Consider the following 13,111-nt stretch of genomic DNA (forward strand, 5'->3'; position numbering starts at 1 on the left):
GGGACAGGGGCGGGCGGGACGGACCTGCGGTCCGTGGTAGTTTCGTATCTCCGACGCAGCCGTTGTATGCTGCTTCGGTTGCCCGGCGAGAGTCGGGCCATTCCTCCGGTACCGCCACTTCAGTCAAATGAATCCGGCGCGCCGGAATTCACTGTAAGTGCATCTGAAGTCTTTGGAGTGACCCGTGGCTGCCAACTGCGACGTTTGCGGCAAGGGGCCGAGCTTCGGCAACAGCATTTCGCACTCGCACCGCCGTACGTCCCGTCGCTGGAATCCCAACATCCAGCGCGTGCGTGCCGTGGTCGGTCGGACGCCGAAGCGGCTCAACGTCTGCACCTCGTGCATCAAGGCCGGCAAGGTCGCGCGCTGACGTTCCCGTCGTAGCGCAGCCTTCCGGTTGCCCAAAAAGCCGGTCCACCTCGGTGGACCGGCTTTTTGCTGTGCTCTTTCCCGCCCTCAGCGGGCGCGGGTCCGCCAGCCGTGGTCGACGGGGCCTATCCCGCCGCCCAGCGCGAAGCCCGCTTCGATCGCGCCGGTGACGTACGCCTTCGCGCCCCGTACGGCCGTCGGCACGTCCTGGCCCTTGGCGAGTCCGCACGCGATCGCCGAGGCCAGGGTGCAGCCCGTGCCGTGGGTGTGCCGGTTGTCGTGTCGCGGTGCGCGCAGCCAGTGCTCCTCGCTGCCGTCCGTCAGCAGGTCCACGGCCTCGCCGGGCAGGTGTCCGCCCTTGATGACCACCCAGCGGGGCCCGTAGGAGAGCATCTCGGCGGCGGCCCGCCGCATTCCCTGCTCGTCGGTGACCGTGATCCCGGTGAGCTGGGTCACTTCGTCGAGGTTCGGGGTGGCCACCGTCGCGGCCGGCAGGAGTTTCGTCCGTACGGAATCGAGGGCCTCGGCGGCCAGCAGCGCGTCCCCGTGCTTGGAGACCCCGACGGGGTCGACGACGACGGGTGCGTCCGTTCCCGCCAGGAGGCCGGCGACGGCGTCGACGAGTGCGGCCGAGGACAGCATGCCGGTCTTCACGGCCTGGACGCCGATGTCGTCGACGACACTGCGGTACTGGGCGCGTACGGCTTCCACGGGAAGGTCCCAGGCCCCCTGGACGCCCAGCGAGTTCTGGGCGGTCACGGCGGTCAGGACGCTCATTCCGTGCGTCCCGAGGGCCAGCATCGTCTTGAGGTCGGCCTGGATGCCCGCACCGCCGCCGGAGTCGGATCCGGCGACGGTGAGCACTCTGGGCGGAACAGCGGTCGGTATAGCCATGCCCCGGAATCTACTGGGCGTCCTCGATGGAGCCGAAGTGGTCCCAGCCGCCCTTGCTCGTCCAGGGCGCCCCGTCGACGGTGACCTGGGGCAGCGCGGAGGGGTTGAGGACCTCGCCGATCACCTTCCAGCGGGCGGGGAGCTTCACGTCCTGGGGGAACGTCGCCACGATCGCGTGGTCCTCTCCCCCGGTGAGCACCCACTGCAGCGGGTCGACGCCGACGGCCTGCCCGATGTCGGACATCTGCGAGGGGATGTCGATCAGTCCGGAGCGCAGATCGATCCTGACCTTGCTGGCCTCCGCGATGTGTCCGAGGTCGGCGACGAGTCCGTCGCTGACGTCGGTCATGGCCGTGGCGCCGAGTCCGGCCGCCGCGGGGCCCGCGTGGTACGGAGGCTCGGGCCGCCGGTGGGCCTCGACGAAGGCGCGCGGTGAGCGGAAGCCGCGGGAGAGCACGGCGAATCCGGCGGCGGACCAGCCGAGCCAGCCGGTGACGGCCACGACGTCGCCGGGCCTGGCACCGGACCGGGTGACGGGTTCGTGGTTGCGCAGGTCGCCGAGCGCGGTGATCGCGACGGTGATGGTGTCGCCGCCGACGACATCGCCCCCGACCACGGCGGCACCGGCGACCTGGCATTCGTCACGCAGCCCGTCCATCAGTTCGGCGGCCCAGGTGACCGGGAGGTCGGCGGGTACGACGAGGCCGAGGAGCAGGGCCGTGGGCACGGCGCCCATGGCCGCGATGTCGGCGAGGTTCTGCGCGGCGGCCTTGCGGCCGACGTCGTACGCGGTCGACCAGTCGCGGCGGAAGTGCCGCCCTTCCAACAGGATGTCCGTACTGGCCACGACCCTGCGGTCGGGAGCGGCCACGACCGCGGCGTCGTCGCCGGGTCCCAGCCGTACCGCCGGAGTGGTGGTGAGCCGGGAAGTGAGCTCTCTGATGAGCCCGAACTCCCCCAACTCGCCCACGGTTCCCTTCACCGAGTCTCACCTCTCATTTATCGCACCGGACACCTGTCCGGGCTGCTTCAGCGGCCGGAGGTCCGGACCGTGAACGGGCCGTCGACGGGAGCCGGTGGCCCCGGGACGTACGGGCATCACTGTCCCCCTTCTGCACCGGTGGGGTTGCGGTCGCGCGCCCTTGCTGCTGTCGGTACCGTCAAGAGATACGTCAACTTCTGTGCTGTGTACGCCACGCTGTGGACGTCAACCGGCCCGCAGGTCTCCCCGCGGCCCGCGGCAACGCGATAACGTGGCGTCCCTTTCCCCCACATGATCCTCGTGGCCGCCCTGGAGGTTCCGTGGTACAGGCGTACATCCTTATCCAGACCGAGGTGGGCAAGGCGTCGATCGTCGCCGAGACCATCGCAAAGCTCCCGGGAGTGATCCAGGCAGAGGACGTCACAGGCCCCTACGACGTGATCGTGCGCGCGCAGGCCGACACGGTCGACGCCCTCGGCCGCATGGTGGTCGCCAAGGTGCAGCAGGTAGACGGCATCACGCGAACGCTGACCTGCCCGGTCGTCCACCTCTGACCCCCTACTACGCTGGTCCGGTGACGCACACCCGCCGCCGGTCCCCCCGATCCGCACTTCTCGCCGCGCCCGCCGCCGCCCTGCTCGTCCTGGCCGCGGTGGGCTGCTCCTCGGGCGACGCCCGCCTCTCCGTCACGGTTCCCACGCCGTCGCCGGAGGCCGCAGCGTACTGCGAGGAGCTGCACAAGGAGCTGCCGAAGACCGTCACCGGTCTCGAGCGGAGTGATCCCGGTCCGGATTCCGTGCTGACCGCAGCCTGGGGGGACGGGGCGATCGTACTGCGCTGCGGAGTCCCCCGGCCCGCGAAGATGGACGATGTCCAGTCCGAGGCGATCGACGCGGACGGCGTCAACTGGCTGCTGGAGCAGCGGGATGACGCCGGTCCGCGGTTCACGACCACCTACCGCAAGGCGTATGTCGAGGTGACGCTCGGGGCGGAGTACGCCCACGACGCCACTCCGCTGTCGGCGTTCGCCGTACCGGTCAGGGCCACGGTGCCCGACAGCCTCTAGACCGCGGGGTCAGCGCAGTCCGGTGGAGCGGTTGAGCGCGGACTGGATCAGCCGGTCCACCAGCTCCCGGTAGTCCACACCGCTCTCCTGCCACATGCGCGGGTACATGGAGATCGGCGTGAAGCCCGGCATGGTGTTGATCTCGTTGATGACGAACGTGCCGTCCTCGGTGAGGAAGAAGTCGGCGCGCACCAGGCCCTCGCAGGACGCGGCCTCGAAGGCTTCGACGGCGAGCCGCTGGACCTCGGCCGTCTGCTCCTCGGTGAGCGGGGCGGGCACCAGGCCGGCCGCCGAGTCGATGTACTTGGCCTCGAAGTCGTAGAAGTCGTGCGAGGTGACCGGCGGGATCTCGGCGGGCACGCTGGCACGCGGTCCGTCCTCGAACTCCAGCACGCCGCACTCGATCTCGCGGCCGCGCAGCAGGGACTCCACCAGGAACTTGGGGTCGTGCCGGCGGGCTTCCTCGATGGCCTCGTCGAGGCCGGCGGCGTCGTCGACCTTGGTGATGCCCATGGAGGAGCCACCGCGGGCGGGCTTCACGAAGAGCGGCCAGCCGTGTTCGGCGGCGAACTCCATGATGCGCTTGCGGGCTGCGGGGCGGTCCGACTCCCACTCCCGGGGGCGGACGACCTCGTACGGGCCGACCGGCAGCCCGAAGGAGGTGAACACCCGCTTCATGTACTCCTTGTCCTGGCCGACGGCCGAGGCGAGGACACCCGCGCCGACGTACGGCACACCGGACAGCTCGAGGAGCCCCTGGAGGGTGCCGTCCTCGCCGTACGGGCCGTGGAGCATGGGGAAGACGACGTCGACCTCGCCGAGGGCCGTGGGCACCGCGCCGGGTTCGCTGAGGACGACCTCACGGTTGCCCGGGTCGACGGAGAGCGCGACGACTCCCTGCGCGGACTCGGTCAGCTGGTCCACCTCGGGGACCTTGCGGTCCGTGATGGCCATACGGGCCGGGTCGTCGGCCGTGAGGGCCCAACGCCCGTCCCTGGTGATGCCGATCGGCAGGACGTCGTACTTCGTACGGTCGATGGCGCTCATGATGGCACCGGCCGTGACGACCGAGATGCCGTGTTCGGAGCTCCGGCCGCCGAACACGACGGCCACGCGCGGCTTGCGGCCCTGCTCGGAGCTCTGCTCGGAGCTCAGGGGGCTCTCAGGGCTCTGGGGGAGGTTCTGGCTGCTCATATCGCGATGAGCGTACCTGCTGGTAGGGCTCGAGTCAGCGCCGCTCGGGCTTGGCGCTGCGCGACATCAGTTCCTTGACCGCGACCACGGGCGGCTTGCCCTCGTGGACGATGCCGACGACCGTCTCGGTGATGGGCATGTCGACACCGTGCCTGCGTGCCAGATCGAGCACCGACTCACAGGACTTGACGCCCTCGGCCGTCTGGCTGGTGGCGGCGACGGTCTCCTGGAGCGTCATCCCCCGGCCCAGGTTGGTGCCGAAGGTGTGGTTGCGCGACAGCGGGGACGAGCACGTGGCCACCAGGTCGCCGAGGCCCGCGAGTCCGGAGAACGTCAGCGGGTCTGCACCCATGGCGAGGCCGAGGCGGGTGGTCTCGGCGAGGCCGCGGGTGATGAGCGAGCCCTTGGTGTTGTCGCCGAGGCCCATGCCGTCGGCAATGCCCACGGCGAGACCGATGACGTTCTTGACGGCGCCGCCGAGTTCGCAGCCGACGACGTCGGTGTTGGTGTACGGCCGGAAGTACGGGGTGTGGCAGGCGGTCTGGAGGCGCTGGGCCACGGATTCGTCCGAGCAGGCGACGACGGCGGCCGCGGGGCGGCGTTCGGCGATCTCCTTGGCGAGGTTGGGGCCGGTGACGACGGCGATACGGTCCGCGGAGACCTTGGTGACGTCCTGGATGACCTCGCTCATCCGCTTGGCGGTGCCGAGTTCGACACCCTTCATCAGCGAGACGAGCACCGTGCCCGGTTCCAGGTACGGGACCCAGTCGGCGAGGTTGGCGCGCAGCGTCTGCGAGGGCACGGCCAGGACCGCGAAGTCGGCGCCGCGCAGCGCCTCGGCTGCGTCGGTGGTGGCCCGGACCGAGGCGGGGAGCTCAATTCCGGGCAGATAGCCCGGGTTGGTACGGGTGGTGTTGATGGCGTCGGCGACTTCGGCGCGGCGGCCCCAGAGGGTGACCTCGCAGCCCGCGTCCGCCAGGACCATGGCGAAGGCCGTACCCCATGAGCCGGTTCCGAAGACGGCTGCCTTTGCGGGGTGCGTCACGTGGGTCCCTTTCCCTCTGCCGTGCGCCGCTGTTCAGCACGGGCCTTACGGTGATCGTAGAGCTCGGCGGGGGCCTTCTCGCCGCGTACTTCCTCCAGCTGTGCGGTGACCGCGGCCATGATGGCCTCGGTGGCACTGCGCAGCACCTCGGGCGTCGGCTCGAGGCCGTAGAAGCGGGAGAGGTCCACCGGCGGTCCCGCCTGGACCGTGAGGGTCTTGCGGGGGAACAGCCGGAGCTTGTCGTCCTTGGCGTAGGGCGGCATCGCGAGGTTGGCGCCCCACTGGGCGACGGGGATGACGGGGGCCTTGGTCATCAACGCGACGCGGGCGGCTCCGGTCTTGCCGGCCATCGGCCACATGTCGGGGTCCCGGGTGAGGGTGCCCTCCGGGTAGAAGGCGACGCATTCGCCCCGCTCGATGGCGTCGACGGCGGCGCGGAATGCGTCCAGCGCGTCGGTCGTCTCACGGTATACGGGGATCTGTCCGGTGCCGCGGAGCATCATTCCGACAAAGGGGGTCCTGAACAGTCCCGCTTTTGCGAGGAGCCGCGGTACCCGGCCGGTGTTGTACTGGAAGTGCCCGTACGAAAGCGGGTCCAGATACGAGTTGTGATTGACCGCTGTGATGAATCCGCCATCGGCCGGAATGTGTTCCATTCCCCGCCAGTCGCGCTTGAACAGAACCACCAGGGGCGGTTTTGCGATGACCGCCGCCAGGCGGTACCAGAAGCCGATTCTACGGCGGGACACTCGGACGCCTTCCTCTAGGAACTGACCTGCTGCCTGGCTCATGGCGGTGACGTCTCGCCCCAGGCCGCTTCTGTGTGGAGAACACCGTACGCCTCGCCTGCGGGGGCGGACCTCCGGGTTGTCGTACCGGCAGGCGAGAATAAGTCCTGATGCGTACGGAGGGGGAGATCGCCACGAACACCGACCCGACCGAGTCCTGGTCCCTGGTCGTCCCGCTGAAACCCCTCGCACGGGCCAAGAGCCGGTTGGGGCGGGCGGCCGGTGAGGAACTCCGCCCCCGGTTCGCGCTGGCGTTCGCCCAGGACACGGTGTCCGCCGCATTGTCGTGCCGGGCCGTACGGGATGTGGTGGTCGTCACGGACGACCTGACCGCGGGGGCGGCGCTGGCCGCGCTCGGGGCCCGCGTCGTGGCCGACGCACCGGCGGCCGGGCTGAACGCCGCGCTGGAGTACGGCGCGCGGTCCGTGCTCGCGCGGCACCCCGGCGCCGCGGTGGCCGCCCTCAATGCCGATCTGCCCGCACTGCGCCCGGAGGAATTGGCGCGGGTGCTCGAATTCTCCGCGGCATTTCCGCGCGCATTTGTCACCGATACACAGGGAATCGGGACCACATTTCTGTCGGCCGCACCCGGGGTGGAATTGCGGCCGGCCTTCGGCGGGCCGTCCGCGGCACGGCACCTGGCGTCGGGAGCCGCGCGGATCTCGCTGCCCGGCCTCGACTCCGTGCGCAGGGACGTGGACACGGGCGAGGACCTGCGGGTGGCCCTGGCCCTCGGCGTGGGGCCCTACACCGCTCAACTGCAGACCTCGGTGGCGCCGGCCGGGGACCGATAGGCTGCCGTTCATGCAGGCGACCTCGTTCACGTACGACTCCGAGACCCGCACCGGCAGCGTGCTTCTCGACGACGGCACCCCGGTGGACTTCGATGCCGCCGCCTTCGACGCGGGCAGCCTGCGGCTGCTGCGTCCGGGGCAGCGGGTGCGGATCGAGACCGAGGGCGAGGGGGCTTCCCTCCGGATCACCCTGGTGACCCTGCAGACGCTGTGAACGGCTCCTGACAGCCCGCGGGCCGGGCTCCCCGGAGGGAGCCCGGCCCGGCGCGTTTGAGAAGCGAGCGTTGCCCGGTCTCACTTCTTGCGTGCGGTGACCTTCTTGGCTGTGGTCTTGCGCGCCGTGGTCTTCTTCGCGGGCGCCTTCTTCGCCGTGGTCTTCTTGGCGGGTGCGGTCTTGGCGGCCACGGTCTTCTTCGTGGCCGTCGCCTTCTTCGCCGGGGCCGCCTTCTTCGCGGCCGCGGTGGTCTTCTTGGCCGTGGCGGTGGTCTTCTTCGCCGTGGTCTTCTTCGCTGCGGCCGTGGTCTTCTTCGCCGCGGCGGCGGTCGTCTTGCGCGCGGTGGCCTTCTTGGCGGTGGCCTTCTTGGCCGCGGCCTTGGCCGTCGTACGGGTGGAAGAACCGCCCGAGAGGCTGCCCTTGGGGGCCTTCTTCACGGCCACGTCGTTCTTGGGGAGCTTCTTGGAGCCGCTCACCAGGTCCTTGAACCCCTGTCCCGCACGGAAACGCGGGACGGACGTCTTCTTGACCCGGACGCGCTCACCCGTCTGCGGGTTGCGGGCGTACCGGGCGGGGCGGTCGACCTTCTCGAACGAGCCGAAGCCGGTGACCGATACACGGTCCCCCGCGACAACCGCACGGACGATCGCGTCGAGTACCACATCGACTGCGTCTGCGGCCTGCTGGCGGCCGCCGACCTTGTCGGCAATCGCTTCTACGAGCTGCGCCTTGTTCACGTCTTCCCCTTCGGAGACATCGCCGGAACGAAACTGTTCAGGCTTTTTCGCACGTTAGGCAGATATATACCGCAAATCAAACACGAAACGGGCTAATCACCCTAGTGCCGCAACGAAGTCGACCGCTGCGCTGTTCCGCAGAGTCAGTCACCTTCGGGGAATCGGCCCTCATCGAGGTCCTTCATCAACCGGTCCAGACGCCTTGCCGCGTCCGGGAGATCGTGCTTAGCCGCGGCCGTGACGACCAGCAGCTTCCGGGACAGCGCCATCCTTACGCCCTCCGGGACTTGCAGTGTGCGCACCCTTGCGTGCGCTTCCTTCAATCGGTCGGCGACTTCGCCATAGAGCTCGAGTTGGCTGTCGCGTCCCATGCACCGATTGTGCCATCTGGGGCGAGTTGTCGCCCGAGGGGGTCTCAACAAGCGACTGCGCCCCCTGCCGGAAGGCAGGGGGCGCAGTTCGGGAAAAGCGCTGCTCAGGCGTCAATTGTGCGCGGCTTATGGGGCGGCCTGGCCGCCTCGTAAGTCGCAATGTCCGCTTCGTTCTGAAGGGTGAGGCTGATGTCGTCGAGCCCGTTCAACAGTCGCCAGCGGGCGTTCTCGTCGAGCTCGAAGTCGGCGGTGATTCCCTCGGCGAGAACCTGCCGCTTCTCCAGGTCAACGGTGATCTCGGCCGTCGGATCGGCCTCCGACAGGTCCCACAGCGCGTCGACGACCTTCTGGTCGAGGACGACGGTCAACAGACCGTTCTTCAGCGAGTTGCCGCGGAAGATGTCGGCGAACCGGGAGGAGATGACCGCCTTGAAGCCGAAGTTCTGCAGGGCCCAGACGGCGTGCTCGCGGGACGAGCCGGTGCCGAAGTCGGGGCCGGCCACCAGTACGGAGGCGCCACTGCGCTCGGGCCGGTTGAGGACGAAGTTCTCGTCCTTGCGCCAGGCCTCGAAGAGCCCGTCCTCGAAGCCGTCGCGGGTGACCTTCTTCAGCCAGTGCGCGGGGATGATCTGGTCGGTGTCGACGTTGCTGCGGCGCAGCGGGACGGCCCGGCCTGTGTGTGCGGTGAATGCTTCCATGGTTATCGGACTCCGGCGGGCGTACGGGCGTCGGACAGGTCTGCGGGCGAGGCCAGATGGCCCAGCACGGCGGTCGCGGCGGCGACCTGCGGGGAGACCAGGTGCGTGCGGCCGCCCTTGCCCTGCCTGCCCTCGAAGTTACGGTTCGAGGTGGAGGCGGAGCGCTCGCCGGGGGCCAGCTGGTCGGGGTTCATGCCGAGGCACATCGAGCAGCCCGCATGCCGCCATTCGGCGCCGGCGGCCGTGAAGACCTTGTCCAGGCCCTCCTCGACGGCCTGCAGGGCGACCCGGACGGAGCCCGGGACGACCAGCATCCGTACGCCGTCGGCGACTTTGCGGCCGTCCAGGATCGAGGCCGCGTTGCGCAGGTCCTCGATCCGGCCGTTCGTGCAGGAACCTACGAAGACGGTGTCGACGTTGATCTCGCGCAGCGGCTGGCCGGCGGTCAACCCCATGTACTCCAGGGCCTTTTCGGCGGCGTTGCGCTCCGAGGCGTCCTCGTACGAAGCAGGGTCGGGGACGTTGGCCGACAGGGGCGCGCCCTGGCCGGGGTTGGTGCCCCAGGTGACGAACGGCGCGAGCTCCGCGGCCTCGATGACGACCTCGGCGTCGAAGACGGCGTCGTCGTCGGAGCGCAGGGTCTCCCAGTACGCCACCGCGGCGTCCCAGTCCGCGCCCTGGGGCGCGTGGTCGCGGCCCTGCAGGTAGTCGAAGGTGGTCCGGTCCGGGGCGATCATGCCCGCGCGGGCACCGGCCTCGATCGACATGTTGCAGATGGTCATCCGGGCCTCCATCGAGAGCTTCTCGATGGCGGAACCGCGGTATTCGAGGATGTAGCCCTGGCCTCCGCCGGTGCCGATCCGGGTGATGATCGCCAGGATCAGGTCCTTGGCGGTGACGCTGTCGGGGAGTTCGCCCTCGACGGTGATCGCCATGGTCTTCGGGCGGGCCAGGGGCAGCGTCTGGGTGGCCAGGACGTGCTCGACCTGGCTCGTGCCGATACCGAAGGCCAGCGCACCGAACGCGCCGTGGGTGGAGGTGTGGGAGTCACCGCAGACCACCGTGGTGCCGGGCTGGGTCAGGCCCAGCTGCGGGCCGACCACGTGCACGACGCCCTGCTCGACGTCGCCGAGCGAGTGCAGCCGGACACCGAAGTCCGCGCAGTTCTTGCGCAGGGTCTCCAGCTGGACACGGGAGACCGGGTCGGCGATCGGCTTGTCGATGTCGAGGGTCGGGGTGTTGTGGTCCTCGGTGGCGATGGTGAGGTCGAGGCGCCGTACCGGGCGTCCGGCCTGACGCAGGCCGTCGAACGCCTGCGGGCTGGTCACCTCGTGCAGCAGGTGCAGATCGATGAAGAGAAGGTCGGGCTCGCCCTCCGCGCGCCGGACGACGTGGTCGTCCCAGACCTTTTCCGCGAGTGTCCTACCCATCGCTTTCCCTCCGGCCGGCGTCTTCGCCGGCCCAACTAGAGATTCGGTGCGCCTCCGTCCGGACCCCCGAGCGGGGCGGTGGCTGCGGGCCGTTGTGCGGCCGCACGTACAGGTTCGCAACTTCCGGAGAAAATTGAACTTGCGTTTCACAGAGTGAGACGCGAGTATCGTCGTATGGACAACTCTAGCGGCGTCGGCGTTCTCGACAAGGCAGCTCTGGTATTGAGCGCCCTGGAGTCCGGTCCGGCCACCCTCGCCGGACTGGTCGCGGCGACAGGGCTTGCAAGGCCCACGGCTCATCGACTGGCCGTGGCACTGGAACACCACCGGATGGTGGCGAGGGACATGCAGGGCCGTTTCATTCTCGGCCCCCGGCTCGCGGAACTCGCGGCCGCGGCGGGTGAGGACCGGCTCCTGGCGACGGCAGGACCCGTTCTCACGCACCTGCGCGACATCACCGGCGAGAGCGCGCAGCTCTACCGCCGGCAGGGCGACATGAGGATCTGCGTGGCGGCTGCGGAGCGCCTGTCCGGACTGCGGGACACCGTGCCGGTCGGCTCCACGCTCACCATGAAGGCGGGTTCCTCCGCCCAGATCCTGATGGCCTGGGAGGAGCCGGAGCGCCTGCACCGCGGTCTGCAGGGGGCCCGCTTCACGGCGACGGCTCTCTCCGGCGTACGGCGCCGCGGCTGGGCCCAGTCGATCGGTGAACGCGAGCCGGGCGTGGCCTCGGTCTCCGCACCGGTCCGCGGCCCGTCGAACCGGGTGGTCGCCGCGGTCTCCGTCTCCGGCCCGATCGAGCGGCTGACCCGCCACCCCGGCCGGATGCACGCCCAGGCGGTCATCGACTCGGCCGCGCGGCTGAGCGAGGCCCTGCGCCGCACCGGCTGAACCAGTACCGCGCACCACCCTTCCCCGAAGGCCGCTCCAGCGCCGTGGCGGCCCCCTTCTTCATCCTGCTCCTTCCTTCCGGTGCCCACTCCCCGGACGCGATACCCGCCGCTCCGCCCAGGAGCCGGGTGAACTCTCCCCCGTACAAGGCTCCTTGGGCGCACGCACGGCCACCCTCTTCCGCCCCGGTCATCCCTGCGGGGTCCGCCACCGCGCCCAACAGCCGTGCGGCACACGAGAAAGGCCCTTCACCGAGGTGAAGGGCCTTTCCCTGTCGAGCTGTTGTACCCCCGACCGGATTCGAACCGGCGCTACTGCCGTGAGAGGGCAGCGTGCTAGGCCGCTACACAACGGGGGCTTGTTACTTCGGTCTTGCGCTGGGCTACCAGGACTCGAACCTAGAATGACGGTACCAGAAACCGTAGTGTTGCCAATTACACCATAGCCCATGGTGTTGCAAGTACCCCCGACCGGATTCGAACCGGCGCTACTGCCGTGAGAGGGCAGCGTGCTAGGCCGCTACACAACGGGGGCCCTAGCGATCCTGCATCAAGAACGTGGGTGCGACCCAGATGTTCTCGCGGGAAGGATCTGTACCCCCGACCGGATTCGAACCGGCGCTACTGCCGTGAGAGGGCAGCGTGCTAGGCCGCTACACAACGGGGGCTTGTTACTTCGGTCTTGCGCTGGGCTACCAGGACTCGAACCTAGAATGACGGTACCAGAAACCGTAGTGTTGCCAATTACACCATAGCCCACTGAAACGCAACCCCTCGGGGGGTTTCATTTCTGTCTGCGCTTCCCGGCCGGATCTTTCGGTCCGCTCGGGCGGCGCAGGAAGAACATTACCTGAAGGTGTCCGGCGCTCCAAAACGGGTATTGCCTGCCAGCAGACCGGGGAGCTCCTGCAGCCCCGTGATCCGGACGAGTTCCGGGCGCCCGCCCCGGCCGCGCCTGTCCAGCCACACGCCGGCGAGACCCGCGGCCGTGGCTCCGGCGGCGTCGATGTCCGGCTCGTCCCCGACGTAGACCACTTCGTGCGGGTCGAGCTCCAGCGCCTCGCAGGCCGCACGGAAGGCCCTGGCATCCGGCTTGTAGACGCCGAGTTCCCGCGCGCACAGCAGGACCTCGAAGCGGTCACGCACGCCGAGGGCCCGCAGCTTGCGTTCCTGGTGGTCGACGGAGGAGTTCGACAGGATCGCGTGCCGGTGCGTGCCGGCCAGCGCGTCGAGCACGGGCACGGTGTCCGGGAAGAGCTCCCAGGAACTCTCGTAGTGCCCGACGTACCGGGTGAACCACGCATCGGCGTCCGCGTCGCTCAGCTCCGCGTCCAGGAACTCCCGGACCCGGTCCCGGCAGTGCGCGTACCAGTCGGACTCACCGGCGGCGACCCGCGCCCAGTGGGCGGATGCGATGCGCATCCAGCGGCCGTGGTGGTCCTCGTCACTGTCGGCCAGCCCCTCCGCCCGGAGGTGCCGCAGCAGGCCGGTGCGGTCCGACCCCGCGTAGTCGAAGATCGTGTCGTCCACGTCCCAGAGGACCGCGCGAATCGCCATGAAAGTCACGCTACCGGCTGCCCCGTGGGCCCGGCAGCCGGACAGCGGAAGGGACCGCACGGCCCGGAAGGCCGTGCGGTCC

The 13,111-nt window shown here is 69.5% G+C and carries 16 protein-coding genes and 5 tRNA genes; 6 read left to right on the forward strand and 15 right to left on the reverse strand.

From position 1 onward, the window contains the following. The first annotated feature begins 184 nt into the window (after window positions 1–184). Entirely contained in the window at window positions 185–370 is a 186-nt protein-coding gene (gene rpmB, locus OG257_RS11450) for a 50S ribosomal protein L28 (protein WP_003965989.1), read from the forward strand. An 86-nt stretch (window positions 371–456) separates the two neighbouring features. Here rpmB and thiD read toward each other — a convergent pair whose 3' ends face one another. Next, the gene (gene thiD, locus OG257_RS11455; protein WP_329206989.1) at window positions 457–1,263 is read right to left on the reverse strand and encodes a bifunctional hydroxymethylpyrimidine kinase/phosphomethylpyrimidine kinase; all 807 of its coding nucleotides are present in this window, start codon (window positions 1,261–1,263) and stop codon (window positions 457–459) included. 10 nt (window positions 1,264–1,273) lie between these two features. Further along, a complete protein-coding gene (locus OG257_RS11460) occupies window positions 1,274–2,245 on the reverse strand; it encodes a thiamine-phosphate kinase (RefSeq protein WP_329206991.1) in 972 nt (323 codons plus the stop codon). A 320-nt stretch (window positions 2,246–2,565) separates the two neighbouring features. On the opposite strand from OG257_RS11460, the gene OG257_RS11465 reads away from it, so the two are divergent. Beyond that, the gene (locus OG257_RS11465) at window positions 2,566–2,799 is read left to right on the forward strand and encodes an Lrp/AsnC family transcriptional regulator (protein WP_056791028.1); all 234 of its coding nucleotides are present in this window, start codon (window positions 2,566–2,568) and stop codon (window positions 2,797–2,799) included. 20 nt (window positions 2,800–2,819) lie between these two features. Beyond that, window positions 2,820–3,311, forward strand: coding sequence for a DUF3515 domain-containing protein (locus tag OG257_RS11470; RefSeq protein WP_329206993.1), 492 nt, complete (start codon window positions 2,820–2,822; stop codon window positions 3,309–3,311). 9 nt (window positions 3,312–3,320) lie between these two features. Here the strand turns inward: OG257_RS11470 and OG257_RS11475 are convergent, their stop codons facing one another. Genes OG257_RS11475 through OG257_RS11485 form a run of 3 tightly spaced genes read right to left on the reverse strand, consistent with a single transcriptional unit; the run spans window position 3,321 to window position 6,299 of the window. Further along, complete coding sequence (locus tag OG257_RS11475; protein WP_329206994.1) at window positions 3,321–4,505, reverse strand: D-alanine--D-alanine ligase family protein; 1,185 nt, start codon at window positions 4,503–4,505, stop codon at window positions 3,321–3,323. Between the two features lie 34 nt (window positions 4,506–4,539). Beyond that, window positions 4,540–5,550 (reverse strand): NAD(P)H-dependent glycerol-3-phosphate dehydrogenase, encoded by a 1,011-nt coding sequence (locus OG257_RS11480; protein WP_329206996.1) that lies wholly within the window; start codon window positions 5,548–5,550, stop codon window positions 4,540–4,542. Further along, window positions 5,547–6,299, reverse strand: coding sequence for a lysophospholipid acyltransferase family protein (locus tag OG257_RS11485; RefSeq protein ID WP_329206998.1), 753 nt, complete (start codon window positions 6,297–6,299; stop codon window positions 5,547–5,549). The genes OG257_RS11480 and OG257_RS11485 overlap by 4 nt, the downstream gene beginning before the upstream one ends. A 149-nt stretch (window positions 6,300–6,448) precedes the next feature. Here OG257_RS11485 and cofC point away from each other — a divergent pair, with 149 nt between their 5' ends. Beyond that, on the forward strand, window positions 6,449–7,132 hold the full coding sequence (cofC, locus tag OG257_RS11490; RefSeq protein WP_329207000.1) for a 2-phospho-L-lactate guanylyltransferase: 684 nt from the start codon (window positions 6,449–6,451) through the stop codon (window positions 7,130–7,132). A gap of 10 nt (window positions 7,133–7,142) precedes the next feature. Beyond that, window positions 7,143–7,346, forward strand: coding sequence for a hypothetical protein (locus tag OG257_RS11495; RefSeq protein WP_329207002.1), 204 nt, complete (start codon window positions 7,143–7,145; stop codon window positions 7,344–7,346). Window positions 7,347–7,426: 80 nt separating this feature from the next. On the opposite strand, the gene OG257_RS11500 is transcribed toward OG257_RS11495, so the two are convergent. The 4 genes from OG257_RS11500 to leuC all read right to left on the reverse strand — a co-directional run bounded on the left by OG257_RS11500 (window position 7,427) and on the right by leuC (window position 10,582). Then, entirely contained in the window at window positions 7,427–8,083 is a 657-nt protein-coding gene (locus OG257_RS11500; protein ID WP_329207003.1) for an HU family DNA-binding protein, read from the reverse strand. A gap of 143 nt (window positions 8,084–8,226) precedes the next feature. Next, on the reverse strand, window positions 8,227–8,454 hold the full coding sequence (locus tag OG257_RS11505) for a hypothetical protein (protein WP_329207005.1): 228 nt from the start codon (window positions 8,452–8,454) through the stop codon (window positions 8,227–8,229). Window positions 8,455–8,558: 104 nt separating this feature from the next. Further along, window positions 8,559–9,152 (reverse strand): 3-isopropylmalate dehydratase small subunit, encoded by a 594-nt coding sequence (gene leuD / locus OG257_RS11510; protein WP_329207007.1) that lies wholly within the window; start codon window positions 9,150–9,152, stop codon window positions 8,559–8,561. A gap of 2 nt (window positions 9,153–9,154) precedes the next feature. Continuing rightward, the gene (leuC, locus tag OG257_RS11515; RefSeq protein WP_329207009.1) at window positions 9,155–10,582 is read right to left on the reverse strand and encodes a 3-isopropylmalate dehydratase large subunit; all 1,428 of its coding nucleotides are present in this window, start codon (window positions 10,580–10,582) and stop codon (window positions 9,155–9,157) included. Window positions 10,583–10,756: 174 nt separating this feature from the next. Here leuC and ndgR point away from each other — a divergent pair, with 174 nt between their 5' ends. Then, window positions 10,757–11,473 carry an IclR family transcriptional regulator NdgR gene (gene ndgR, locus OG257_RS11520; RefSeq protein ID WP_014048551.1) on the forward strand — a complete coding sequence of 239 codons (717 nt, stop codon included), beginning with the start codon at window positions 10,757–10,759 and terminating at the stop codon, window positions 11,471–11,473. A 285-nt stretch (window positions 11,474–11,758) separates the two neighbouring features. On the opposite strand, the gene OG257_RS11525 is transcribed toward ndgR, so the two are convergent. The 6 genes from OG257_RS11525 to OG257_RS11550 form a co-directional block, all read right to left on the reverse strand. Continuing rightward, window positions 11,759–11,831: transfer RNA gene (locus OG257_RS11525), tRNA-Glu, on the reverse strand. A gap of 19 nt (window positions 11,832–11,850) precedes the next feature. Then, window positions 11,851–11,922: transfer RNA gene (locus OG257_RS11530), tRNA-Gln, on the reverse strand. 12 nt (window positions 11,923–11,934) lie between these two features. Continuing rightward, window positions 11,935–12,007: transfer RNA gene (locus OG257_RS11535), tRNA-Glu, on the reverse strand. A 60-nt stretch (window positions 12,008–12,067) separates the two neighbouring features. Continuing rightward, a tRNA-Glu gene (locus tag OG257_RS11540) sits at window positions 12,068–12,140 on the reverse strand. Window positions 12,141–12,159: 19 nt separating this feature from the next. Next, a tRNA-Gln gene (locus tag OG257_RS11545) sits at window positions 12,160–12,231 on the reverse strand. Window positions 12,232–12,318: 87 nt separating this feature from the next. Beyond that, the gene (locus OG257_RS11550; protein WP_329207011.1) at window positions 12,319–13,029 is read right to left on the reverse strand and encodes an HAD family hydrolase; all 711 of its coding nucleotides are present in this window, start codon (window positions 13,027–13,029) and stop codon (window positions 12,319–12,321) included. Window positions 13,030–13,111 lie beyond the last annotated feature (82 nt).

It is taken from the genome of Streptomyces sp. NBC_00683 (genome assembly GCF_036226745.1).
GTDB lineage: Bacteria > Actinomycetota > Actinomycetes > Streptomycetales > Streptomycetaceae > Streptomyces.

Excerpts from the sequence above, each read along its gene's own strand:
- thiD (WP_329206989.1), bottom strand. The coding sequence starts at position 1,263 with ATGGCTATACCGACCGCTGTTCCGCCCAGAGTGCTCACCGTCGCCGGA.
- OG257_RS11475 (WP_329206994.1), bottom strand. The coding sequence starts at position 4,505 with ATGAGCAGCCAGAACCTCCCCCAGAGCCCTGAGAGCCCCCTGAGCTCC.
- cofC (WP_329207000.1), top strand. The coding sequence starts at position 6,449 with ATGCGTACGGAGGGGGAGATCGCCACGAACACCGACCCGACCGAGTCC.
- OG257_RS11495 (WP_329207002.1), top strand. The coding sequence starts at position 7,143 with ATGCAGGCGACCTCGTTCACGTACGACTCCGAGACCCGCACCGGCAGC.
- OG257_RS11505 (WP_329207005.1), bottom strand. The coding sequence starts at position 8,454 with ATGGGACGCGACAGCCAACTCGAGCTCTATGGCGAAGTCGCCGACCGA.
- leuD (WP_329207007.1), bottom strand. The coding sequence starts at position 9,152 with ATGGAAGCATTCACCGCACACACAGGCCGGGCCGTCCCGCTGCGCCGC.
- leuC (WP_329207009.1), bottom strand. The coding sequence starts at position 10,582 with ATGGGTAGGACACTCGCGGAAAAGGTCTGGGACGACCACGTCGTCCGG.
- ndgR (WP_014048551.1), top strand. The coding sequence starts at position 10,757 with ATGGACAACTCTAGCGGCGTCGGCGTTCTCGACAAGGCAGCTCTGGTA.
- OG257_RS11550 (WP_329207011.1), bottom strand. The coding sequence starts at position 13,029 with ATGGCGATTCGCGCGGTCCTCTGGGACGTGGACGACACGATCTTCGAC.